Genomic DNA, 24,385 nt, shown 5'->3' with positions numbered 1-24,385 from the left:
ATTTAATTAGATTATTTAGCTTCTAAAGCAGCAACTATTTTTTCACCCACTCCTTTTGCGGAGGCGGGGTTTTGTCCTGTAATCAGATTCCCATCAGCAATGCTGTTGGCTGACCATGGTTGTGCAGCGTGGAAAATAGCGCCTTGTTCCGTTAAAGCAGATTGAAGGTCAAAGGGAACATCTTTTCTCGCATAGTTGTCTTCTTCTTTTGTGGTAAAGGATGTAATATTTTTTCCGGCTACCAAATAGCTTCCATCGCTTAATTGTACATTGAGAAGAGATACAGGACCATGACATACGGCTCCTACAATACCATTTTTTTCATATATCTCAGCTATAAATTTCTTGAGAAGAGGTGCTTCCGGCATATCTACCATTGGTGCTAAACCACCGGGTATGAACACAGCATCATATTCATTACTATTAAAATCTGATAACGAAGCTGCTTTTTGCATATCTGACCATCCGGTACCTGTAAGGAATTTTAAATTATCAGGATCATCAGCTAAATTTAAGGCATCTAAAAATGGTGTCTCTCCTGTCAGACTGGCAAAATCAATCTGATAACCGGCTTTTAAAAATTCTGCATACGGATGTGCTACTTCCGGAAGGAAAGTTCCTGTTCTTCTGTTTTCCGGCCCGATTGAGCTGGCATTGGATACAATGATTAATACTTTTGGTTTCATGACTTGAATTATTTGTTATTTTGCTTCGTCGGAATTCTTCCGATTGATATAGCAAATTTATGGTGATAAGACATGCTAAAAGAAGGATCGGAGTCACAAAAAAAGTGTGATTTCGATCACACTCAGTACTTGTTATCATTGGTATACAATCTGCTTAGAGTCTCCCTGCTTACGCCCAGATATTCCGCAACATATTTTTTCGGGATCTGGAGGATAAGATCTGGGTATAATCTTGAGAATTCTTCATATCGCTGTTGAGGTGTACTGGATAATAGTAATGTAATCCTTTGCTGTAAAGCAATATATCCATTGGTAAGTTTTACTCTGAAGAAATGTTCCATTTTATGAAATTCAGCCGCCAGTTTCTCTCTTCCTTCAAGGGTCAGGCATACCACTTCACCCTCTTTCAGGCATTCCACAAACATAGTTGCATTGTTTTGTTTAAAAAAACCGATGTAATCGGTCATCCACCAGTTCTTTTTGGCAAACTGTACAATATGTTCTTTTCCATTTTCATCGATGTAAAAAACTTTATAAATTCCATCTAAAGCCAGGAATTCAAATTTTACTTCATCACTTTCGTGAAGCAGGAATTGATTCTTACGGACTTTCCTGAGTGTAAAAAATGTTTTGATATATTCGAATTCTTCATCAGTAAGGGACGTTATCTCTTCAATATGGTCGCGTAGTCTTTGCATTGATTAGTTAGGGTTAAAGCAATGTAAATTTAAACTTTAAAAAACAAAAACAGGACTTTTAGAGTTAATTAATCTAACACTTTTTAACATAAAAAATTCCATAAAATTCCGTAATTTTGCACATTGTGATTTTCAGGTAAAGTCACGCCAAATTATGAGTAAATCAACAGAATATATAGAAATTTACGGCGCACGCGAGCATAACCTTAAAAATATCAATGTCAAAATTCCACGCAATGAATTAGTGGTTATTACGGGGCTTTCCGGTAGTGGAAAATCTTCATTGGCTTTTGATACCATTTTTGCAGAAGGCCAGCGTCGTTATATAGAAACATTTTCTGCTTATGCACGACAATTTTTGGGAGGATTGGAACGTCCTGATGTCGATAAGATAGAAGGATTATCTCCCGTAATTGCTATCGAGCAGAAAACAACAAATAAAAACCCACGATCTACGGTAGGAACGGTTACGGAATTGTATGATTTCCTTCGTCTGTTATATGCAAGGGTTTCTGACGCCTATTCCCTTTCTACGGGAAAAAAATTGGTTAGCTATACGGAAGACCAGATTCTTGAAACTATTAAAGAAAACTATAAAGGGGAAAAGATCATGCTTATGGCCCCTGTAGTCCGTTCAAGAAAAGGGCATTATCATGAGCTTTTCGTACAGATGGCGAAAAAAGGGTATGGGCAGGCAAGAATTGATGGTGAACTACAGGATATTGAATATGATCTAAAGCTTGATCGTTATAAGACACACGATATTGATATCGTTATTGACCGTTGGATCATTGGAGAAAATGCATCTGAAAGCAGAATGGAGAAGTCACTCAGAACTGCTATGGAGATGGGAGAGGGAATTATCGGAATTCAAAAATTAGGAAGTACGGAAATTGAGTACTTTTCAAAAAACTTAATGGATGCAGAAACAGGACATTCATTAGCATTGCCGGAACCCAACACATTCTCCTTCAACTCACCGAAAGGAAGCTGCCCGGACTGTAAAGGTCTTGGTACTATTAAAAAGATTAATACGGATTATTTTGTGGAAAATCCTAAATTATCCATTAATCAGGGAGGTCTGTTGCCTTTAGAAGATATTAAATCGAATAAATGGATTTTAGCACAGATTAAAAATATCCTGGAGATATTTGGTTTAGGTCTTACAACTCCCATGAAGGATATTCCTGAAGAAGCTTTGGAATATATATATTATGGATGTCATAAAGAATTTAACAAAGACCTTAAATATGCAGGGATCACTAAAAAGATAAAGATTAATTTTGATGGATTGATTCCTTTTATGGAAGAAATTATTGATGAAAAAGAATCTTATGAAGGGGTTTTATTGGAAAGACATTTTACTACTGAGGAAACATGTCCTGAATGTAACGGAACCCGCCTGCAGCCATCAAGTCTGAGCTTTAAAATTGATGGTAAAAATATTGCTGAGGTTAATGGATTGAGTTTGGCTGATCTGAAAGATTGGCTCCATGATGTTAAAGATAAATTCTCAGAAAAAAATAAAATTATTGCTTACGAAATCTTAAAAGAAATCGAAACCAGGCTTCAGTTTTTGCTGGATGTGGGATTAGACTATTTAAGCTTAAGCAGAAGCTCAAAAACGCTTTCAGGGGGAGAATCCCAAAGGATCCGTCTGGCTACACAGATCGGTTCTCAATTGGTTAATGTTCTTTATATCCTGGATGAACCCAGTATCGGACTTCACCAAAGGGATAATGAGAGGCTGATCAATTCATTGAAGAACCTGAGAGATATCGGAAACTCTGTTTTAGTGGTAGAGCACGATAAAGATATGATCCTTGAAGCGGATGAGGTTCTGGATATTGGTCCTAGGGCCGGGAAGTTTGGAGGTGAAATTCTATGGCAGGGAAAACCTAAAGATCTTTTGAAAGCCGACACTATCACAGCGGATTACATTAATGGGAAAAGAAAAATCGAAATACCAGCCGAAAGAAGATCTGGAAATGGTAAGAGCATCGTTTTAAAAGGAGCTACAGGAAACAACCTTAAAAATGTAAATCTCAATATTCCTTTAGGAAAGCTTGTGGTGGTAACAGGAATTTCGGGAAGTGGTAAGTCTTCTCTGATTAACGGAACATTATATCCTATATTGAACAAGCATTTTTACAGAGCGGTTCAGGAACCTTTGCCATACAAAAAAATAGAAGGGCTTGAGAATATTGATAAAATAGTAGATGTAGATCAAGCTCCGATTGGAAGGACTCCTAGATCTAATCCAGCAACCTACACAGGAATGTTTACTGATATCAGAAATCTTTTTGCAGAGCTGCCGGAAAGTAAGATTCGCGGTTACAAGCCGGGAAGATTTTCTTTCAATGTAAAAGGTGGAAGATGTGAAACATGTCAGGGAGGTGGATTGAAAGTAATTGAAATGAACTTCCTTCCGGATGTGTATGTACACTGTGAAACATGTAATGGGAAAAGATTCAACAGGGAAACCCTTGAAGTCCGTTATAAAGGTAAATCAATTTCTGATGTACTAGATATGACAATTGATGAAGCAGTAGAGTTTTTCCAACCTATTCCTAAGATCTACAGTAAAGTTAAAACTTTACAGGATGTAGGTTTAGGGTATATTACAATGGGACAGCAATCAACTACACTATCAGGAGGAGAAGCCCAGCGTATTAAACTGGCTACTGAGCTTGCCAAAAGGCAAACCGGAAATACACTCTATATTCTTGATGAGCCTACCACGGGTCTGCACTTTGAAGATGTTAAAATTTTGATGGATGCGATCAATCAATTGGTAGAACTCGGAAATTCATTCATTATTATTGAACACAATATGGATGTAATCAAATTGGCCGACCATATTATTGATGTGGGACCTGAAGGAGGAAAGCACGGCGGACAGATTGTTGCCCAGGGAACTCCGGAAGAAATCGTGAAGTCTAAGAAAAGTTTGACCGGTAAATTTCTGAAAAAAGAACTATAGATATCCAATATTTATACTCCATTGGAATAGATATTTTTATTTACAGAATTCATTTTATAAAGAGAGGATAGAGTACTATCCTCTTTTTTATTCCTAAATCTAAAAGATTCTTGATTATCAAAGCCAATTGGATAGGAAAGATTTCGATAAAATAGGGTATAAAAAGGTGGTTTTCTCAACTCCAATATTAAATTTTCACATTGTTAATCTATTTAAATGTCTGTTATTTAGTGTTTTATGTTTTAATATTAACTGAATGTTAATTAAATATGAACTAAATATGAATTATTTTTAATAACTTAGAGTAGCAATTATAAATGGAATATTACAATATTTAAAATCAAATAGTTATGAAAAATAAAATTCAAATAGGTTCCCTATTCCTGTGCATTATAGGATTTGTTTCATTGAGTACTTTAAAAGCACAGACTACAAGTGGTAATGTCATTCCTGAAATTCAGCTGAGCAAAAATGATACGTTCAATAAAATACGAAAAGAGCTTATCAATAATTTCGACTTTACTAATTATGAATATAAACAAGGTGTTGTGAATTCAGAAGTGAAATTTGATATTACAGAAAATGGAAAAATTGTGAATGTACACTCAACAGGTGATTGCAAGAACGTAAGTAAAGAGATTGAAAATGTTTTAACGAATCTGAAAATAAATCGTAAAGATTTTAATAACAACATTATTGCTTATACCTATGTAATGCCTGTAACAGTTGAGATTGATAACAGGTAATAAATCTTTTCATAAAAGAAGTTTTGATAGTTTTTAAGTGTAAATAGTGAAAATTTTCTGCAAAAAACTGTAATAAATTAATTTGTTCTTCGTTTTAAATTTACCAAACATTAAAATTAAAAAGTATGAGAAATTTAAAGAAACTTAACAAGGAAGAATTAAAATCAGTGTATGGTGGAGAACCTAAAAAATACTGCGTATACTGTGAAAGATTGAATAAGACAGTATGTAGCGAAGTTCCAATCGCTCAGTGTCCTTAAAATAAAAAAAAGCTGCTTGACGAAGCAGCTTTTTTATTTGTTATAGCACAGGGCCTTTTTTGTTTCAATAATAAAAGCCTTGAGTTGCTCTTTGAGGGTAGACCTTTGAGTAAAAATGATATTGTCAATTTTCCAGCCCTTATCATTGATCAGTTGAATTGTATTTTCCCAAACCAGAGTAGGATATATTTTATCGTCTGCTTTATATTCACTGATTTCCATTTCCACGATGGCTTCTGCTGTATTTCCGGTTACATTTATGCTTTTTATTTTTTGATTTGTAGCATCAGGTACTCCTGTGAAAATAAAGCTTTCTACTGCTGCAGGTTTATCAGTGGGATAGTTGCTGTTTTTTATTCTTTGGGCATCCGCATCAGCTATCCTGTTTGCTTGATCAAGTATATTTTTTAGATCAGGAGAAAAAAGTTCCTTTGAAGAAGTAGAATTGGACGGTGAAGTGTATTTATAGAGTTGGTCTATTTTAGCTGTTATTTCCTTTTCATTGCTGCTTTTGCTTGTTACACAGCTGTTAAAAAGTAGCAGTAGAGAGAGGAAAAAAGCAGTCGTTTCATAATATTGTGTTTGATGCTAACAGATGCTCAAACTTTATGCCAATCTTTTATAATTTTTCATAATTGAATTCGATAGGACTCTATTAAAAAATACTCATCAGAATCATAAAAATTTATACATTTGATAGATATAAATATAATTGGTGAATCCTATCCTAGATGTTGTAGTCCGTTCGCTTTGCGTATACCTGTTTATGGTCGTAGCGATCCGTCTGTTCGGCAAAAATCAGCTATCTCAGCTTAACGCGGGAGATGTAGTCTTGTTATTATTAATCTCCAATGCAGTGCAAAATGCAATGGTGGGTCAGGATACTTCCTTGCAGGGTGGTCTCATTGCTGCACTTGTCCTTTTTGCCGCCAATTTTATACTAAAAAGATTAATGTTTTCTAACCGTTCTTTTGAAACGTTTATGGAAGAAAATCCTGTAATCCTGGTAAAGGATGGTAATATCGATGAAAAAGCTTTAAATACAGTAAAAATTACCAAAGATGAGCTGGAGGAAGCGATCAGGGAGCATGGAGTAGAAAGAATAGAAGATGTAAGGTTATCGATTCTGGAAGTGGATGGGAATATCAGTGTTGTTTCGGAAGATAACCAGACAAAGCAGACTCATTATTCGAGGATAAAAAGAAAAAATAAAAGAAAATATCAGTAATAAAATGAACTACGAGATCAGAGAAATGCTTCCCAGTGACGAAGTACGTGTATTAGAAATATTTCAACAGGGAATTGATGGTGGGATTGCCACTTTTGAGACAGAGGCTCCTAACAGAGAAGTTTGGAATACGGAATTTTTCAATGATTGCAGGTGGATATTGGAGAATGAAAATAATGAAGTAGTAGGATGGGCGGCCTTGAAGCCTGTGAGTAAAAGAGAATGTTTTAAAGGTGTTGCTGAGGTGAGTATTTATTTCGATAATCAGTACCAGGGAAAAGGGCTGGGATCTGTGCTGCTTAAAAAGATGATTCTGGATAGTGAATATCATGGATTCTGGACTTTACAGTCTAATATATTTCCGGAAAATGAAGCTTCTATAAAATTTCATCAGAAGAATGGATTCAGAACAGTGGGAGTTCGTAAAAAAGTGGGAAAGCTCAATGGAGAGTGGAAAGATCTTGTCATGCTTGAAAAAAGAAGTGAGACAGTTGGGTTTGATTAGGCAGTGTCCGCTTTAAAAAACGGCAACGCATTCCTAAACTTTAACTTTGTCCTCTAACCTCTAACCTCTAACCTCTAACTTCTTTTGCTTTTGGCATCAACCTTGTTTATATACATTTCGAAATTCGAAACAATGAAAATATGAACGGTTTGATAAAAATGCTAGGTGTGGTTTCTTTGACTTTAATGCTAAGTAGCTGTACAGTGCAGGAATACCACCATGGAAGGAGAGGATTACCTCCGGGCCAAGCTAAGAAAGTGTATGGCGGAAGTGCAAGATACTATGCACCGGGTCAGGTTAAAAAAAGAGTGTACTATTACGAATATGATGATGATAGAGGACGAGGACACAAGAAACATAAAAAACATCACAGAGATTAACATCTCTTGAAAAATTAAAACCCTGTAAAAGCAGGGTTTTTAATTTTATAAGGTGTTTTAGAATTTATTATGTATGAAATAAATATCTGGCATTCAGATTGTTGTTGTTATGGTAATCATAAAAAGAAAAAATATGAAAACCCTGACTAAAACTATCGGCATACTGGCGTTGGTTTTCCTGCTGACTTCTTGTCTGCATCATCCACCTCCACCGCCAAGACCACATGGACCCCCGCATCATTCGAGGTAATGAAAGCGATTTATAATTAATTTTTAATACAACAAAAAAGCTCTGAGATTTCAGAGCTTTTTTTATGATTACATTCTTGTTTTTTTGGGGTTCAAGAAAGTATTGAATATCATGACCTCTTGCCCGAACTGTTTTTCAACTCTTTCTCTAATGTTTAAGAGCTCACTCTCGATAAAATCTGTCCGAAGCTCATCATTATCAAAGATCAGCAAGAGATTATAATTCTTCCCTTCGTCGATATAATCACTTTCGATCTCAGAAAGAATATATTTGTTTACATCCATAAGATTTTCAGTCATTAAAACCAATGTCTCATCCATATAATTTTCCCACTCTTCAAGATTATTTTTTGTGCAATGGAAAGTTATACTTAATAGGCTCATATTTTAAGAATTTTTAAGATTTTGTGGATAAATTCTACCACAAAAATCGGTAAAAATTTCGTAAATTAGCCCGTTATTAAAAAACCAAAATAAATAATTTTCAGACTCACAGCTAAAAGTCTGACTGTCATTATAATAAAATTTGTTTATGCAAAAAGAAGGAGAAAGACTAATTCCTATCAACATTGTTGATGAAATGAAGTCATCTTATATCGATTATTCGATGTCGGTTATCGTTTCAAGGGCGTTACCTGACGTAAGAGATGGCTTAAAACCCGTTCATAGAAGAGTGCTTTATGGTATGTATGGATTAGGGGTTTTTTCTAATAGAAAATACTTAAAATCTGCGAGAATTGTTGGGGATGTTTTAGGTAAATATCACCCTCACGGAGACTCTTCTGTATACGATGCAATGGTAAGAATGGCGCAATCCTGGAGTTTACGTTATCCACAGGTTGATGGTCAGGGGAACTTCGGTTCAATGGATGGAGATCCACCTGCAGCAATGCGTTATACTGAGGCAAGATTGAAAAAAATCTCTGACGACGTTCTTGCTGATCTTGACAAAGAAACAGTTGATTTTCAGAATAACTTTGATGACAGCTTACAGGAACCTACTGTAATGCCTACTAAAATTCCTAATCTTTTAGTTAACGGAACTTCCGGTATTGCCGTAGGTATGGCAACCAACATGGCCCCGCATAACCTGTCTGAGTCTGTTAATGCTATTGTTGCTTACATCGATAATAAAGAGATTACCATAGATGAGCTGATGCAGCACATCGTTGCTCCGGATTTTCCAACAGGAGGAATTATTTATGGATACGATGGAGTAAGAGATGCATTCCATACAGGAAGAGGAAGGGTAGTTCTTAGAGCAAAAGTTAATTTCGAAGAGATAGGAAACAGAAATGCTATTATCGTAACTGAAATTCCATATCAGGTAAACAAAGCTGAAATGATTGCCAGGACAGCTGAGCTGGTTAAAGACGAGAAAATTCCAGGAATCTATGAGATAAGAGATGAGTCCGACAGAAACGGACTTCGTATTGTATATGAGCTGAAAAATGATGCGATTCCGAATGTTGTATTGAATTTATTATATAAATATACTTCACTTCAAACATCTTTCAGTGTCAACAATATTGCTTTGGTACACGGAAGACCGGAACAATTAAACTTAAAGGATATTATCCATCACTTTGTAGAGCACAGACATGATGTTGTTATAAGAAGAACTCAGTTTGAGCTTAAGAAAGCCAAAGAAAGAGCACATATCCTTGAAGGATTCATGAAGGTGATCGGTACGCAGGACTCTCTGGATAAGGCAATTTCTATAATCCGTCACAGTGTAAACCCACAGGCTGCTAAGGAAGGATTGATTCAGGAGTTTGATCTTTCTGAAATCCAGGCCCAGGCAATTCTTGATCTGCGTTTGGCTCGTTTAACGGGAATGGAACTAGATAAGATCCGTGATGAGTATGACGCGATCATGAAAGAAATTCTGAATTTAGAAGATATCCTTGCTAACGAAAGCAGAAGGTTTGAAATCATTAAAGAGGAATTACTTGAAGTAAAAGAAAAATATGGTGATGAAAGAAGAACTGAAATCGATTATTCAGGAGGTGAAATGTCAATTGAAGACATTATTCCTAATGAAGCGGTAGTTCTTACTATTTCTCACGCAGGATATATCAAGAGGACTTCCCTGTCAGAATATAAGATCCAGAGCAGGGGTGGTGTAGGAAACAGAGCGGCAACAACAAGAGATGAAGATTTCCTTGAATATATTGTTTCTGCGACCAATCACCAGTATATGTTGTTCTTTACAGAAAAAGGAAGATGTTATTGGTTAAGGGTATTTGAAATCCCTGAAGGTTCTAAAACGGCAAAAGGAAGAGCTGTACAAAACCTTATCAATATCGAACCGGACGATAAGATCAAAGCATATATCAGAACCAATGATCTGAAAGATGCTGAATACATCAATCAGATGAGTGTGGTTATGATCACTAAGAACGGTACGATCAAAAAGACATCTCTTGAAGCTTATTCAAGGCCAAGAGTTAATGGTATTAATGCTATTGAAATCAGGGACAATGACCAATTGTTAGGAGCATGGCTTACGAACGGAACTTCTCAGATCATGATTGCTACTAAAAATGGTAAATGTATTCGCTTCCCGGAAGAAAAAGTAAGAGAGGTAGGTAGAGGATCTATCGGGGTTCGTGGTATTACCATGGAAGATAATGACGAGGTAATTGGTATGATTGTTGTGAACGATGTAGAGAATGAAACCGTTTTAGTGGTTTCTGAAAAGGGTTATGGTAAAAGAACTGCTGTAGAAGATTACAGAATTACCAACAGAGGAGGAAAAGGAGTTATTACCTTAAACATTACCGAAAAAACAGGAAATCTTATTGCCATCCAGAATGTAACGGATGAAGATGGATTGATGATCATCAATAAATCCGGTGTTGCTATCCGTATGAATATGGATGAAATGAGGGTTATGGGTAGAAATACACAAGGGGTTCGAATGATCAACCTTAAGAAAAATGATGAAATTGCGGCGATTGCAAAAGTGGAGATGGATAAGGATGTAGAAGAAGAGTTAGAGGAAGGAGAAGAAGGAGCAGAATCTACACAAAGCAGTGATGCAGATGCAAATGTAACACCACAATTAGAAAATAATTCGGAAAATGAAGAGTCTGCCGATGAAACCGGAGATTCAGATTCTGAAGAATAAATGTAAATAAAATAAATTCTGATTATGAAAAAGCTAATTTTAAGTATAGCGATTATTTCTTCAGCTTTTGTTTTCGGACAGAAGAAGGATGTAAATGCTCAGCTACAAGATGCTAACAAAGCAGCTATGGATGCATATAATGCGAAAAACTATGCTGTTGCGGCTCCTAAGTTTTTAGAGGTTTATAACCTGTTAAAAACGAATGGCCAAGATGATAAAGTGTATATGTATTATGCAGGACTTAACTATGCTTTGGCTAACAACGTTGATGAAGCCATTAAGATCTATACTGAATTGATTAATTCAGGATATACAGGAGTTCAGACCAACTATACGGCAAAAGATAAAAAAACAGGTCAGGTTGCTACTTATGATAAAGGAACTTGGGAGATGCTGAAAAAATCTTCAGATTATTCAGACTTCAAAACAGAGCAAACTCCAAGTGTAGAGCCTGATTTATATGAGACTTTATCTACATTGCTTTTAAATGCCAAGAAGAATGATGAGGCTGTAGCTATCATTGAAAAAGGATTAGCTAAATTTCCTAATAATGCTAAGCTGAAAGACTTCCAAAGTACAGCTTATTATCAGTCAGGAAATACAGATAAATTTGTGGCTACTTTAAAAGAGCAGTTAGCGAAAAATCCTAATGATGCTACCAACTGGTATAATTTAGGAGTTATGCAATCTAAAAATCCTGCTACCGGTGCAGATGCTGAAGCTTCTTTTAAAAAAGCAATTGAGTTGAAGCCTGATTTTGCCAATGCTTATCAAAACTTAGTGTATACAATAATCGGAGAAGATGATAAAGCAGTAAATGAAATCAACACGCTTAGAAAAACTAAGCCGGATGATGCAACGAAGCTTATCGAAGCCAGAAAAGAAAGATTTAACAAAGCTTTACCTTATGCTGAAAGCTGGTATAAGGCTCTTCCTAATGATGTAAATGCGGTTACTATGCTGAAGGAGATTTACAGCATTACTAAGAATCAGGCTAAGATGGCTGAAATGAAAGCTAAAGAAGCTGAACTTCAGGGAAAAGCTAAATAATATTCTTTAAAAGGATTGATATAGAAAACCGAAACAATTTTGTTTCGGTTTTTGTTTTTTAATCCGAAAATGAGCTTCCTCAGTTTCAATGTTTTTTTACATGATAATCCTTGTTTTTGGAACGTTAAAATTCTCTGCAATTCCGTATCTTTGAGAAAAATTTTTACAAGATGATTGAGTGGAAAACCGCTAAAGAATACGAAGATATTACCTATAAAAAATGCAATGGTGTAGCTCGAATTGCTTTCAACAGACCGGAGGTTCGTAATGCTTTCAGACCTAAGACAACTTCAGAATTATATGATGCTTTTTATGACGCTTATGAAGACTCTTCAATAGGTGTTGTTTTGCTTTCAGGAGAAGGACCAAGTCCTAAAGACGGAGGATGGGCTTTCTGTAGTGGAGGAGACCAAAAAGCAAGAGGACATCAAGGGTATGTAGGTGAAGATGGAAGACATCGTCTGAATATCTTAGAAGTTCAGCGTTTAATCCGTTTTATGCCTAAGGTAGTAATTGCCGTTGTTCCGGGTTGGGCAGTAGGTGGAGGACATTCGCTTCATGTGGTTTGTGATCTCACGCTAGCTAGTAAGGAACATGCTATTTTCAAACAAACGGATGCTGACGTTACAAGCTTCGATGGTGGTTATGGTTCTGCATATCTTGCAAAAATGGTAGGCCAGAAAAAGGCCCGTGAAATTTTCTTTTTAGGAAGAAACTATTCTGCCCAGGAAGCTTTGGAGATGGGAATGGTGAATGCCGTTATTCCACATGAAGAATTAGAAGATACAGCTTATGAATGGGCACAGGAAATTTTAGCCAAATCTCCGACTTCCATCAGAATGCTGAAATTCGCAATGAACTTAACTGACGATGGAATGGTGGGACAACAGGTTTTTGCAGGAGAAGCTACCCGTTTGGCTTATATGACTGAAGAAGCTCAGGAAGGCAGAAATGCATTCCTGGAAAAAAGAAAACCTGACTTCGGGGAAAATCAATGGATATCATAAAAATATAAATGATAATTGATAAATGATCACGGTATCATTTATCAATTATCGCTTATCAATTATAACTATGAAAGATTGGATAAAAGCCGCAAGGCTAAGAACGTTACCGCTTTCTTTGAGCGGAATTATTATGGGTAGTTTCATTGCAAAATGGAAATTATACGGTGAAGGAGGGACCTGGGATTGGAAGATTTTTGCTTTAGCCCTGCTGGTAACACTTCTGTATCAGATCTTATCAAACTATGCCAATGATTATGGTGACGGCGTAAAAGGTACAGATGCAAAAAGAATCAGTGAGGCCGAAAGTCGAGCAGTAGCTTCAGGAAAGATTACAGCAAAGCAAATGAAAAATGCAGTGATCTTATTTTCAACCTTGTCCTTTATAGCAACTGTTGTTTTACTGTACGTTGCATTCATTCCCGATTATATGAATGAGTTTTACATTTTTATAGGTCTGGGAGTTGCAAGTATTTTAGCGGCAATCGGCTATACTGTAGGTAAGAAACCTTACGGGTATATGGGATTGGGAGACGTTTTTGTATTTATCTTTTTTGGTTTGGTTTCTGTTTGCGGAAGTTATTTTCTGTTCACAAAAACATTCAGCTGGGATATCTTATTGCCGGGAACGGCAGTTGGAATGATGAGTATGGCTGTTTTAAATCTTAATAATATGAGGGATATTGAAACGGATCGATTATCTGGGAAGAACAGCTTTGCCTTAAGATTAGGTTTCAGGAATGCAATGATTTATGAGATGATCCTTTTGCAGCTTCCTCTGATTTTAATCCTTATCTTTTTAGGAATAAACGGTTTCATACAGTCGCAAAATTATTATGTATTCATTGTAATGATCCTGTTAATCCCGTTTGCTAAACTGAGAAGGAAAATAATGTCTGTAAAGGAGCCTAAAGAACTTGATCAGTATTTGAAACAAGTGGGTATCCTGACGTTTACTATGGCTGTACTGACAGCAATCGGACTTAATTTTTTTAACTAAACAAATTATCAGTATGAGTAATTCTCCTGCATTCGTTGAAGCTCAAATGCTTATCAGAAAACCTGTTCATGAGGTGTTTGAAGCATTTATCAATCCTGAACTAACCACTCAATTTTGGTTTACGAAATCGAGCGGAAGACTTGAAGAAGGTAAAACAATTACCTGGGAATGGGAAATGTATGGAGTGAAAAATAATGTCACTGTTCATAAAATCATTCCCAATCATCTTATCAAAACAGAATGGGGTGATCCCTCATCTAATGTGGATTATGAATTCAAAGAAATGGAGAAAGGGACTTTGGTTGTGATTAAAAGCTATGGATTTACCCAGACAGGTGAAAATCTTTTAAAGACAATTAATGATAATACGGGTGGTTTTACGACAGTTTTAGACGGTTGTAAAGCATATCTGGAACATGGCATTAACCTCAGGCTGATTGAAGATAAATTTCCCCAAAAATAAATGATGTATTCTTTGTTTATTCAATATCAACAAATCTTTGAAACATTATTTAGAAATACTTGACAATTATATTTAACATAATTAAAATAAAATCAAAATGAAAATACAATTCTTAGGACAAAATTGTTTTTTGTTCACATACAAGGATAGGACTATTTTAAGTGATCCTTTTTATAATTATAAAAAAGCAGAGTCCGGATTTGATATTTCTGCCCAGAAAATCGATTATATCCTGCTGACCCACGCTCATGGTGATCATATAGCAGATGTGGCGGAAGTTTTGGAATATCATCCAGAAGCTACCGTTATCGGGGTGCCTGAAGTGTGTGGATACTTCAAGGCTGCAAAAAACAAAGATGATGTGAACTTAGGAGGATCGGCAAAAATCGACGATCTTAAAATTTCCATGGTTCCGGCTCACCATACTAGTTCTTTCCCTGATGGAAGCTATGGAGGTGTTCCCGTGGGATATATTTTCAGATTACCTGAAGGTAAGAATATTTATCTGGCAGGGGATACAGGAGTAATGGCAGATATGGAATTATTTCCAAGGCTTTACGGAAATATTGATTTGTCCATTTTACCAATTGGAAGCCATTATACAATGTGCCCGAGAAAAGCGGCCTTTGCAGCATCTGAATTGCTAAAAACACCAAAAGTAATAGGATGTCATTTTGATACTTTCCCGGCTATTGAAATAAATCATGAAAGTGCCTTAAAACATTTTAATGATAAAAATGTAGAGCTTGTTTTACCGAAATTGGGAGAGGAGTTTGAATTTTAAACTAAGGGAAATAAAAAATGGCAAGCTACCTACATCACACCGCTACGACCGATTACCTTTGCTGTGTTCCCACCCTGGAGGATTCTCAGGAGCTGGTTGTGTAGGACTTGCCGGTGCAAAGATAGGAATTAATTATAAATTTGAAAATAATATTACAGAAAAATGAACGAAAAAAAGCTTTACTGGTGCTAAATTGCTGAAATTTAGGGTAATAATTTTTCTAAAATTTTTCTAAAAATAAGAATATGACGAAAAGTCCATCCACTATAGGAATTATACTATTTATCGCTACAATGATTGTTTTTTTTGTAGCATACTACTTCTTCTCAGGAATTCATTATTTTGATACATCCCTCAAAATCAATGCTTTCGTATTGCCTGTTATTTATGCAGGAGGAGCATTCTGGTCTGTTAAATCACGTTGGAATACCCATAAAATGGGTTTCAGAGAAGCTTTCAAGAGATCTTTTGTGCCCATGTTTATTGGTGGAATTCTTTCCATATTTAGCATTTACCTGTTCCTGAATTTTGTTGATACAGATGCTAAAAAACTGTTAAATTACCAGTATGTTGAAAGACAAAAATCTGAATTAGATTCTGAATATCAGTCTGCAAGAAAGATTTTGAAACATCAGAAAGACATTAATGAATTAGATCAAAAATACAAAGAGAGAAGTCAAAGCTTTTCTCCACAAGCTGTAAAAGGAAAAGATATGCTTACTGCAAGTCATTTTTCAGGATATTTTGCAGCAATTCTTATATTTTACGTAGTTTTGTCCCTGTTTTTCGGAGCGTTTTTCAGAACAAAAACGATTCATCAATAAATCTTTATAAAAATTAAATGAACTTATCTATAATTATTCCGCTACTTAATGAAGAAGACTCTCTTGAAGAGCTGTTTTCAAGGATTGATCTGGTTTGTGCAACGAACAATTTATCCTATGAAATCTGGTTTGTAGATGATGGAAGTACGGATTTGTCCTGGAGCATTATCGAAAATCTGAAGGTACAGCATCCACAGATTCATGGAATTAAATTTTCCAGAAATTATGGGAAATCCCAGGCATTGCATGCAGCGTTTGAAAGAGCACACGGAGATGTGATCATTACAATGGATGCTGATTTACAGGATTTTCCTGAAGAGATTCCTGATCTTTATAAAATGGTCGTTGAAGATAATTACGACATTGTTTCAGGGTGGAAAAAGAAACGGTTTGACAATGTAATGACCAAAAATGTTCCGTCTAAACTTTTCAATGCTGCTGCTAGAAAAGTTTCAGGAGTGGAGCTGCACGATTTCAATTGTGGTTTGAAGGCATATAAAAAACAGGTCGTTAAATCTATTGATGTATATGGAGATATGCATCGATACATTCCAGTTCTGGCTGCGAATGCAGGATTCAAAAGGATTACGGAAAAAGAAGTCCGTCATCAGGCCCGGCCTTACGGGACTTCCAAATTTGGTACTGAAAGGTTTATCCGGGGATTTCTGGATTTAGTAACACTTTGGTTTGTAAGCCGTTTCGGAGGAAGACCTATGCATTTTTTTGGAGCGGTGGGAACCACTATGTTTATTTTTGGATTCCTTTCAGCATTTTGGCTGGGTGTTTCGAAATTAATTGATGTTTCCAGAGGAATTTATGGTCACCTGATTACCAATAATCCATGGTTCTTTATTGCTTTAACCATGATGATTATGGGAACATTGCTTTTTATTGCCGGCTTCTTAGGAGAAATGATCATAAGGACTAATAGAGAACATAAAAATTATAATATTGATGAAGTGATTTAATAGGATATGGTTAAAAAGACTTGTTTGAACTGCGGTTATACAATCTCCGGTGAGTTTTGTGCTCATTGCGGACAGAAGACCGACACAACAAGAATAACTCATATCTCACTTATTAAAAATGACATCTTAGGATCCATCTGGCATGTAGAAACCCGTTTTTTCAAAACAATAAAGAGTATTTTGTTTCGGCCCGGAAAAACAGCAATGGATTATATAGCAGGAAAAAGAATCAGATATTACAACTTTATTTCGTTGTTGCTGATTCTTTTTAGCTTTAATGTCCTGACCTTACATTTTTACGAAAAATTTGCAACGAAAGAAGCAATTCCTGAATCTTCTGAAGTAAGAACTTTTTTTGCGAGATACTCCAAAACAATCCTCTTTGTTATTATCCCAATGCTCGCAGTTAACGCTTTTTTTATTTTTAAAAAGGTAAAATTGAATCTTGGGGAGCATTTTATCCTTGGAACAGTAAGTCTTTTAGGAATTTTAGTTATATTTTTGCTAGATGATATCGTAAGTTTTATGGGTTTATGGAAGCCTTTATCAAAAATTACTGATATTGCTGATAAAATTTTATTCGTTCTTTTTATTCTCTTTCCTGCAATCACTTATTGGAATGCTTTTAAAAAATCATACTCAAAACCAGGTTTAATGGTGAGAGTATCAATTCTTTATGTGGTAATGGGAATAGAAAGTCTTGCAATAATTGCTGTTTTATATAAAATATTTTAAGTAAGTATGAAAAATATATTGTACATATTTGTGCTTGTAGCCGTAATTTCTTGTGGAAAAGTTTCCCCCAAAGGAAATATTGAGAGAAAAGATGTGGATGTTTCGGAATTTGTCAACCTGGACCTTGACGGGAAGTTTAGGGTATTTTATGCGAGAGGTCCTAAAAATTTTGTTGAAATAGAGACTTATCCAAATGTTGCCAATAACTTAGATGTAGATGTGAAAGACAAAACTCTTTCAATTAAAGAAAAAAGAGGAACAAAGGGAGTTGATTTTTATAATGTGACCATTTATTCAAAATATAATCTTGAAAAAGTTTCCATTTCAGATTCTGTAGAAATGAATATTTCGAGTGAAATAAAAACAGATAATTTTAAGCTTAATTTAAAGAATAACGCTACATTTATGGGTTCAGTGAACACAAGAAGAGCGGAAATAGAGATGGTGAACAGGAGTAGAGCCAATTTTTTAGGAGAAACTAAAAATGCAGTAATAAAGATTTCTGATACGGCTAGCCTGATTGCTCCGTATTGGAAAATCACCAACCTGAATATTGATTCTAAAAACGGGAATTATGCTGAAGTTAATGTAAAAGATTCTCTTAAAGGACATATTCAGAATACAGCAAAGTTTTTATATTATAATGATCCTATCCGCGCTTTCAAAATTGATAAAACAACAAAGGTTGAAAATAAGACGCTATAATAGAAGCTGAAAGTTAGGAGAGCATGTAATTGTTTATAAAAAAGAATAGAAAATATATTTCTGAATAAAGTTGTAAAGAAATGTATACAGAAATGCAATAAAAGAATAATAAATATACGCTGCAAAAGTTGATATGGAGACAGCTGAAAGGCCTCCGACATCAGACTTCCAGCTTAAATAAGATACAAATATGACAACATTAGAAAAAGCGAAACTTTGGTTAAGTGAAACGTTTGATCAGGAAACGAGAGATGCTGTGAAATTATTAATTGATAGTAATTCTCCTGATCTGGAAGATTCTTTTTACAGGGAACTGGAATTTGGAACCGGAGGTATGAGAGGAATTATGGGGGTTGGAACGAATCGTTTAAATAAATACACTTTAGGTCAAGCTACACAAGGACTTGCGAACTATATGTTAAAGCAATTTCCCAATGAGGAAATTAAAGTAGCTATCGCTTATGACGTTCGTCATAATTCCAAAGAATTTGGAAAACTGGTAGCTGATGTTTTAACGGCTAATGGAATTAAGGTATTGCTTTTTAAAGATCACAGACCTACGCCGGAATTGTCTTTTACCGTTCGTGATAAAAAATGTAACGGGGGTATTGTACTTACGGCTTCTCACAATCCACCGGAATATAATGGATACAAAGTATACTGGAATGATGGAGCTCAAATTGTTCCGCCTCATGATGAAGCAATTATCAATGAGGTGTATTCTGTGAAATTTGATGAAATTAAATTTGACGGGAACGATGATCTTATTGAATGGATCGGGGCAGAGCAGGATGATGTTTATATTGATGCCTGTATTGAGAATTCCACGTATCAGAATGTTGGAAAAGAGAACCTGAATATTGTCTTTACATCCATTCACGGAACAACTTATACAACGGTTCCGAAGGCTTTGGAAAAAGCAGGATTCAAAAAAGTGGATCTTGTAAAAGAACAGATGATTCCTAGCGGAAACTTTACTACTGTAGCTTCCCCAAACCCTGAAGAGCCTGCTGCATTGGAAATGGCAATGGATCTTGCAAAAATTACCAATGCTGATATTGTGATTGGAACAGATCCGGATGGTGACAGATTGGGAATTGCAGTGAGAAACCTTGATGGAGAAATGCAACTGCTGAATGGTAATCAAACCAATACTATTCTTACGTATTATATTCTAAATGAATGGAGAAAACTGGATAAGATCACTGGAAAAGAGTTTATTGGTTCTACGATTGTTACGTCAGATATTTTCTTTGATATTGCCCAAAAATTTGGGGTTGCCTGTAAGGCAGGTCTTACCGGTTTTAAATGGATCGGAAAAATGATCCGTGAAGCTGAGGGAAAAGAAAAGTTTGTTTGCGGAGGAGAAGAAAGCTTTGGTTTTATGACCGGGGATTTTGTTCGTGATAAAGATTCTTGTGGAAGTATTCTTTTGGCGTGCGAAATTGCAGCATGGTGCAAAGCCAATGGCAGAACGATGTATCAATATATGATTGAGATATATCAGGAGACAGGAATGTACTATGAGGGATTGGTGAATCTTGTCAGAAAAGGTAAGGACGGAGCTGAAGAAATTCAGAACATGATGAAAAATTTCCGAGAAAACCCTCCAAAAGAAATCGCGGGGTCTTTGGTTGAAGATATTAAAGATTTTAAGGAACAAACCCATTTTATTGTTTCTAAAAATGAAAAACAGGTTATGAATGAGATTCCAAAATCCAATGTATTGATTTACTATACTCAGGATGGAACTAAAGTTTGTGTAAGACCTTCCGGAACAGAACCAAAGATCAAGTTTTATATTTCGGTAAAAGATATGATTACTTCCGAAGCTGATTTCAGAGATAAATTAAAATCTTTGGATGAGAAAATTGATCAGGTAAAAGCAGATCTTAAACTAGACTGAAAATGAAAGTTATAAATTTGGTTTATACATTTATAAATGAGAGTATTAGGAAAGAGCTCTCTAATTAAAAACAAAATTTATAACTTATACTTAATAACATATAACATTAGTCAAAAACAATAAATATTTAAATAAAGTGAAAGTTTCAAAATTAGCGGCGAACCTGATTGGTTCTGAAATTGTAAAAATTGGTAATGAAGTAAATGATTTAAAGGCAAAAGGAGCGGAGATAGCCAATCTTACTATTGGTGACCTGAATTCTAATATCTATCCGATACCTGCAAAGTTAAAGGAGGAGATTCAGAAAGCTTATCAGAATAATCTGACGAATTATCCGCCTGCAAACGGACTTTTATCTTTAAGAAATGAAGTTTCAAAAGATCTTAAATCAAGATGGAATCTGGAGTATTCAGCCAATGATATTTTAATTACTGCAGGATCTAGACCTTTGATTTATGCAGTGTATAAGACAATTGTGGATGAAGGTGATAAAGTTATTTATCCTATTCCTTCTTGGAATAATAATCACTATGCTTATCTTACTTCTGCAGATGCTATTGAGGTGAAGACAACCCCTGAAAATAACTTTTTACCTACTGCTGCTGATCTTAAACCTCACTTAAGTGGTGCTGTTTTATTAGCGCTTTGTTCGCCATTGAACCCAACAGGAACGATGTTTACAAAAGACCAGCTTTCTGAAATCTGCGAACTCATCATCGAAGAAAACAAAAAAAGAGGCGCTGATGAAAAGCCTTTATATCTGATGTATGACCAAATCTACTCGAATCTTACTTTTGATGCTAAACATTATGATCCCGTTTCTCTATTCCCTGAAATGAAAGACTATACGATTTATATTGATGGGATCTCAAAATGTCTTGCTGCAACAGGAGTGCGTGTAGGATGGGGGTTCGGGCCATCTCATATTATCGATAAAATGAAAGCTTTGCTTACACACGTAGGAGCTTGGGCACCTAAGCCGGAGCAGGAGGCAACAGCTAAATATTACCAGAACTCTGAAGATGTAAATACTTTTGTTGATGAATTTAAAGGAAAACTGGAAGAAAGCCTTAAAGTTCTTCATAAAGGAATCCAGGATTTAAAAGGCAAAGGATTAGCGGTAGAAAGCATTGAGCCTATGGGAGCCCTTTACCTTACGATCAAGTTGGATTATATCGGAAAAACGAAACCGGATGGGAACACTATAGAAAATTCATCTGATCTTGTTTTTTATCTAATCAATGAAGCGGGTGTAGCTTTAGTTCCTTTCTCTGCCTTCGGAGAAGAAAAATCTGAACCTTGGTTCCGTGCTTCTGTAGGAGGATTAGCAGTAAACGAAATTGAAGTAATGATGCCAAAATTAGAGCAGGCATTAAGCAATTTAAAATAAAATAAATACCCGCAATCAGTTGTTGTAATGAACTTTTGTTTCTGTTGAAAGTCTCATGAACCGGTTAGCTGATTGCGGGTATCAAAAAAACACAAAGTGAAAAAAATTAAATGGCTGTTATTACCCATATCAGTAATGGTATGGTCGCAGAAAAAAGACAGCACCATCGAAAAATCGTTAAAATCACAGAGCTATATTCTCAAAGACGGTTCTGTGCGAACCTATCATAAGCCTAAGCTTTTCGAATTTATTACCAGGGCTCCGAAAGATTTTATAGATACTAATAAGGACTTTGTTGCAAAGGATCATGCTTATTACTTAGGAGGTGCAATAGCAAGTACTTTGGTGCTTATTCCATTCGATCAGAAATTGATTGATAATTCAAGAGAGCTGGGTGAAAAATGGGGGATGAGTGCCGATAATAATTACAGTAAAATCGGAGGAGTTATAAAAATACCGAAAGATATCGGCTCAGGCTTATATCTCATCGGTAATGGCTCTACAGTTGTATTGTTAGGGATAGGTTTTGCGACGTATGGTTGGATAAAAGATGACTACAGGGCTCAGGCAACCGCCAGTGGTTTAATGGAAAGTTTATTGCTTTCCGGTGTTTTTTCACAAACAATAAAAAGGATTACAGGCAGGGAAAGTCCTTTTATAGCAATAGAAAATGGTAATTCCGGAGGACACTGGACTCCTTTTCCAAGCTTTGCAGCTTTTGCTAAAAACACATCAAGTTATGATGCGATGCCATCGGGACATTTAACAACATTTATGTCGGCTATTACAGTGATTGCAGATAATTATCCTGACGCAGTATGGATTAAACCAGTAGGATATACATTGGCAGGAGCGATGGCTTTTCAGATGATGCAAAGCCAGGTTCACTGGGCATCGGATTATCCTTTAGCCTTGCTCATGGGATATTTTATAGGGAAAACCATTTCGAAAAACAGATATACAGTTTCAGGAGCAAGTACAGGAAAAGTAAAATATAAATTGAATTTTATTGCTTCTACGAATCTAGGCTATAATATGGTGGGAGTAAACGTTTCTTTTTAAGAAGAAGTCCATATTTTGCTTATATTTAAAAAAAATTAAATAATAAGAATCGTTCAATGAAGATCATAGCAGTTATTCCCGCCCGTTACGAAGCAAGCCGGTTTCCCGGAAAATTAATGCAGATTTTAGGTGGTAAAACAGTAATTACGACCACCTATCAGAATGTTCTGGAAACGGGTTTATTTGATGAAGTTTTTGTAGCGTGTGATTCTGAGATTATTTATAATGAGATTATTAATAATGGAGGAAAGGCCGTAATGACCGGGCAGCATGAAACAGGAAGTGACCGTATTGCGGAGGCAGTTCAGCATATAGATTGTGATATTGTGATCAATGTGCAGGGTGATGAGCCTTTTTTAAAGACAGAACCTCTAAAACAGCTGATTGAAGTTTTTAAAGAAGACCAGAATCAGGAAATTTCATTAGCTTCCCTGAAGATAAAGCTGACTGAAAAGGAGGAAATTGAAAACCCAAATAATGTGAAAGTTATTACCGATAATAATGGTTTTGCATTATACTTTAGCCGCTCAGTTATTCCTTACCACAGGGAGATCTCGTATGCTGTAGATTATTTCAAGCACATTGGAGTATATGCATTCAGGAAGCATGCACTGCTGCAGTTTTCTAAACTGGAAATGAAACCTTTAGAAATTTCGGAAAAAATAGAATGTATCCGTTACCTGGAATATGGGATGAAAATTAAATTAATAGAGACCAACTTTATTGGAGTTGGAATTGATACACCTGAGGATTTGGAAAAAGCAAGAAAATTGATCAACTAAATTGCCAACAGGCAAAAAGGAAGAAGGGCTGAATTACTAAATAGCAAATTTGTAAAATTGTTAAATGAGTACGATTTTACATTTTCACAAATTTGCTTTCTTACAAATTCGCCTTATATTTGAATTATAAATTGAATTAATGAAGAAATTACTTTTAGTATTCGTACTGATTTATTCACAAATTACTTTTGCACAGACCGCTAAGGAAATTATCGATAAAAATATTGAACTATCAGGTGGACTGACAAATTGGAAGCTGTTAAATTCAGTATTACTTCAAGGGAAAGTAATTTTGGGGATCAAAGATGAATATCCGATAAAAATTTATCAGCAACGCCCGAATCTCACTAAAACAGTTCTTACCATTAATAATAAAGAAACTGCGATTGAAGGCTATGACGGAAGTAAAGGATATGCAATGAACTATGCCACAAATAAAGTTCAGGAATATCCGAATTATATTCCCGAAAGTTTTGATAATGATTTCATTGACTGGGAGAATAAAGGTTTTGAAGCTAAATATCTGGGAAAAGAGAAAGTGGGAGATATTTATTGCCATAAAGTAGAATTAACAAAAAATGTCAATAAAAATTTCTATTATTTTGATACCAATACCTATATGCTTCTTAAGGAAATAAAAAAAGATGAAACATTAACGTATTCGGAGTATAGAAAAGTGGGAAATCTATTAATGCCTTTCAGAATTGAATCTTCAAGCCCTAAAAAAGATGGGGATTTTGTAATGCAGATCAATAAAATAGACATCAACAAAGTTTTTCCTGCCAATATCTTTAAATTTTAATAGTCTATATAAATAACGCAGTGAAAACTGCCACTAATCATA

25 protein-coding genes and 1 other RNA gene are annotated in these 24,385 nt (G+C 35.5%); 21 read left to right on the top strand and 5 right to left on the bottom strand.

The genetic code is table 11. The features are described from left to right. Positions 1 to 11: 11 nt before the first annotated feature. Positions 12 to 686, bottom strand: a complete 675-nt coding sequence (locus tag MTQ00_RS06395) for a type 1 glutamine amidotransferase domain-containing protein (protein ID WP_273648172.1) — start codon at positions 684 to 686, stop codon at positions 12 to 14. Between the two features lie 122 nt (positions 687 to 808). After that, entirely contained in the window at positions 809 to 1,384 is a 576-nt protein-coding gene (locus tag MTQ00_RS06390) for a Crp/Fnr family transcriptional regulator (RefSeq protein WP_172278422.1), read from the bottom strand. Positions 1,385 to 1,538: 154 nt separating this feature from the next. Here MTQ00_RS06390 and uvrA point away from each other — a divergent pair, with 154 nt between their 5' ends. The 3 genes from uvrA (at position 1,539) to MTQ00_RS06375 (ending at position 5,373) form a co-directional block, all read left to right on the top strand. Further along, positions 1,539 to 4,367: an excinuclease ABC subunit UvrA gene (uvrA, locus tag MTQ00_RS06385; protein ID WP_172278420.1), complete on the top strand. Its 2,829-nt coding sequence runs from the start codon at positions 1,539 to 1,541 to the stop codon at positions 4,365 to 4,367. A 350-nt stretch (positions 4,368 to 4,717) separates the two neighbouring features. Further along, complete coding sequence (locus MTQ00_RS06380) at positions 4,718 to 5,113, top strand: hypothetical protein (RefSeq protein ID WP_273648171.1); 396 nt, start codon at positions 4,718 to 4,720, stop codon at positions 5,111 to 5,113. Between the two features lie 125 nt (positions 5,114 to 5,238). Then, positions 5,239 to 5,373: a bacteriocin-like protein gene (locus MTQ00_RS06375; protein WP_172278416.1), complete on the top strand. Its 135-nt coding sequence runs from the start codon at positions 5,239 to 5,241 to the stop codon at positions 5,371 to 5,373. A 33-nt stretch (positions 5,374 to 5,406) separates the two neighbouring features. On the opposite strand, the gene MTQ00_RS06370 is transcribed toward MTQ00_RS06375, so the two are convergent. Continuing rightward, entirely contained in the window at positions 5,407 to 5,595 is a 189-nt protein-coding gene (locus MTQ00_RS06370; RefSeq protein ID WP_273648170.1) for a hypothetical protein, read from the bottom strand. Between the two features lie 493 nt (positions 5,596 to 6,088). Here MTQ00_RS06370 and MTQ00_RS06365 point away from each other — a divergent pair, with 493 nt between their 5' ends. From MTQ00_RS06365 to MTQ00_RS06355, 3 genes are all read left to right on the top strand, one after another. Next, positions 6,089 to 6,601 (top strand): DUF421 domain-containing protein, encoded by a 513-nt coding sequence (locus MTQ00_RS06365; RefSeq protein WP_273648169.1) that lies wholly within the window; start codon positions 6,089 to 6,091, stop codon positions 6,599 to 6,601. 4 nt (positions 6,602 to 6,605) lie between these two features. After that, on the top strand, positions 6,606 to 7,106 hold the full coding sequence (locus MTQ00_RS06360) for a GNAT family N-acetyltransferase (RefSeq protein ID WP_273648168.1): 501 nt from the start codon (positions 6,606 to 6,608) through the stop codon (positions 7,104 to 7,106). A 140-nt stretch (positions 7,107 to 7,246) separates the two neighbouring features. Then, complete coding sequence (locus MTQ00_RS06355; RefSeq protein WP_172278408.1) at positions 7,247 to 7,486, top strand: hypothetical protein; 240 nt, start codon at positions 7,247 to 7,249, stop codon at positions 7,484 to 7,486. A 318-nt stretch (positions 7,487 to 7,804) separates the two neighbouring features. Here MTQ00_RS06355 and MTQ00_RS06350 read toward each other — a convergent pair whose 3' ends face one another. Further along, positions 7,805 to 8,119 carry a DUF4286 family protein gene (locus MTQ00_RS06350; protein WP_172278406.1) on the bottom strand — a complete coding sequence of 105 codons (315 nt, stop codon included), beginning with the start codon at positions 8,117 to 8,119 and terminating at the stop codon, positions 7,805 to 7,807. Positions 8,120 to 8,267: 148 nt separating this feature from the next. Here MTQ00_RS06350 and gyrA point away from each other — a divergent pair, with 148 nt between their 5' ends. The 6 genes from gyrA to MTQ00_RS06320 all read left to right on the top strand — a co-directional run bounded on the left by gyrA (position 8,268) and on the right by MTQ00_RS06320 (position 15,169). Beyond that, on the top strand, positions 8,268 to 10,868 hold the full coding sequence (gene gyrA, locus MTQ00_RS06345) for a DNA gyrase subunit A (RefSeq protein ID WP_273648167.1): 2,601 nt from the start codon (positions 8,268 to 8,270) through the stop codon (positions 10,866 to 10,868). Between the two features lie 24 nt (positions 10,869 to 10,892). Next, positions 10,893 to 11,918, top strand: a complete 1,026-nt coding sequence (locus MTQ00_RS06340; RefSeq protein ID WP_172278402.1) for a tetratricopeptide repeat protein — start codon at positions 10,893 to 10,895, stop codon at positions 11,916 to 11,918. Positions 11,919 to 12,088: 170 nt separating this feature from the next. After that, positions 12,089 to 12,925: a 1,4-dihydroxy-2-naphthoyl-CoA synthase gene (locus MTQ00_RS06335; RefSeq protein WP_172278400.1), complete on the top strand. Its 837-nt coding sequence runs from the start codon at positions 12,089 to 12,091 to the stop codon at positions 12,923 to 12,925. A gap of 67 nt (positions 12,926 to 12,992) precedes the next feature. Then, a complete protein-coding gene (gene menA, locus MTQ00_RS06330) occupies positions 12,993 to 13,922 on the top strand; it encodes a 1,4-dihydroxy-2-naphthoate octaprenyltransferase (RefSeq protein WP_273648166.1) in 930 nt (309 codons plus the stop codon). A gap of 13 nt (positions 13,923 to 13,935) precedes the next feature. Beyond that, entirely contained in the window at positions 13,936 to 14,385 is a 450-nt protein-coding gene (locus MTQ00_RS06325) for an SRPBCC family protein (RefSeq protein ID WP_273648165.1), read from the top strand. A 97-nt stretch (positions 14,386 to 14,482) separates the two neighbouring features. Beyond that, positions 14,483 to 15,169, top strand: a complete 687-nt coding sequence (locus MTQ00_RS06320) for a metal-dependent hydrolase (protein ID WP_273648164.1) — start codon at positions 14,483 to 14,485, stop codon at positions 15,167 to 15,169. 15 nt (positions 15,170 to 15,184) lie between these two features. Here the strand turns inward: MTQ00_RS06320 and ffs are convergent. Beyond that, an RNA gene (gene ffs / locus MTQ00_RS06315) (signal recognition particle sRNA small type) lies at positions 15,185 to 15,282 on the bottom strand. Between the two features lie 132 nt (positions 15,283 to 15,414). On the opposite strand from ffs, the gene MTQ00_RS06310 reads away from it, so the two are divergent. The 9 genes from MTQ00_RS06310 (at position 15,415) to MTQ00_RS06270 (ending at position 24,343) form a co-directional block, all read left to right on the top strand. Further along, a complete protein-coding gene (locus MTQ00_RS06310; RefSeq protein ID WP_273648163.1) occupies positions 15,415 to 15,993 on the top strand; it encodes a DUF4199 domain-containing protein in 579 nt (192 codons plus the stop codon). Between the two features lie 17 nt (positions 15,994 to 16,010). Continuing rightward, positions 16,011 to 16,961 (top strand): glycosyltransferase family 2 protein, encoded by a 951-nt coding sequence (locus MTQ00_RS06305; protein WP_172278390.1) that lies wholly within the window; start codon positions 16,011 to 16,013, stop codon positions 16,959 to 16,961. Between the two features lie 24 nt (positions 16,962 to 16,985). Continuing rightward, a complete protein-coding gene (locus tag MTQ00_RS06300; protein WP_273648162.1) occupies positions 16,986 to 17,696 on the top strand; it encodes a DUF3667 domain-containing protein in 711 nt (236 codons plus the stop codon). Positions 17,697 to 17,702: 6 nt separating this feature from the next. After that, positions 17,703 to 18,401 (top strand): GIN domain-containing protein, encoded by a 699-nt coding sequence (locus MTQ00_RS06295; protein ID WP_273648161.1) that lies wholly within the window; start codon positions 17,703 to 17,705, stop codon positions 18,399 to 18,401. A gap of 190 nt (positions 18,402 to 18,591) precedes the next feature. Further along, positions 18,592 to 20,307, top strand: a complete 1,716-nt coding sequence (locus tag MTQ00_RS06290) for a phospho-sugar mutase (protein WP_273648160.1) — start codon at positions 18,592 to 18,594, stop codon at positions 20,305 to 20,307. A 136-nt stretch (positions 20,308 to 20,443) separates the two neighbouring features. Continuing rightward, positions 20,444 to 21,697, top strand: coding sequence for a pyridoxal phosphate-dependent aminotransferase (locus MTQ00_RS06285; RefSeq protein ID WP_273648159.1), 1,254 nt, complete (start codon positions 20,444 to 20,446; stop codon positions 21,695 to 21,697). Positions 21,698 to 21,793: 96 nt separating this feature from the next. Continuing rightward, positions 21,794 to 22,759: a phosphatase PAP2 family protein gene (locus MTQ00_RS06280; protein WP_273648158.1), complete on the top strand. Its 966-nt coding sequence runs from the start codon at positions 21,794 to 21,796 to the stop codon at positions 22,757 to 22,759. 56 nt (positions 22,760 to 22,815) lie between these two features. Next, positions 22,816 to 23,541: a 3-deoxy-manno-octulosonate cytidylyltransferase gene (gene kdsB / locus MTQ00_RS06275; RefSeq protein ID WP_273648157.1), complete on the top strand. Its 726-nt coding sequence runs from the start codon at positions 22,816 to 22,818 to the stop codon at positions 23,539 to 23,541. A 139-nt stretch (positions 23,542 to 23,680) separates the two neighbouring features. Next, on the top strand, positions 23,681 to 24,343 hold the full coding sequence (locus MTQ00_RS06270) for a histidine kinase (protein ID WP_273648156.1): 663 nt from the start codon (positions 23,681 to 23,683) through the stop codon (positions 24,341 to 24,343). Positions 24,344 to 24,385: the final 42 nt, after the last annotated feature.

Origin of the sequence: Chryseobacterium sp. B21-037 (genome assembly GCF_028570785.1) — a bacterium.
GTDB lineage: Bacteria > Bacteroidota > Bacteroidia > Flavobacteriales > Weeksellaceae > Chryseobacterium > Chryseobacterium proteolyticum.
Note: the sequence above shows the minus strand (reverse complement) of the source record. Positions and strands in the feature narration are given on the sequence as shown.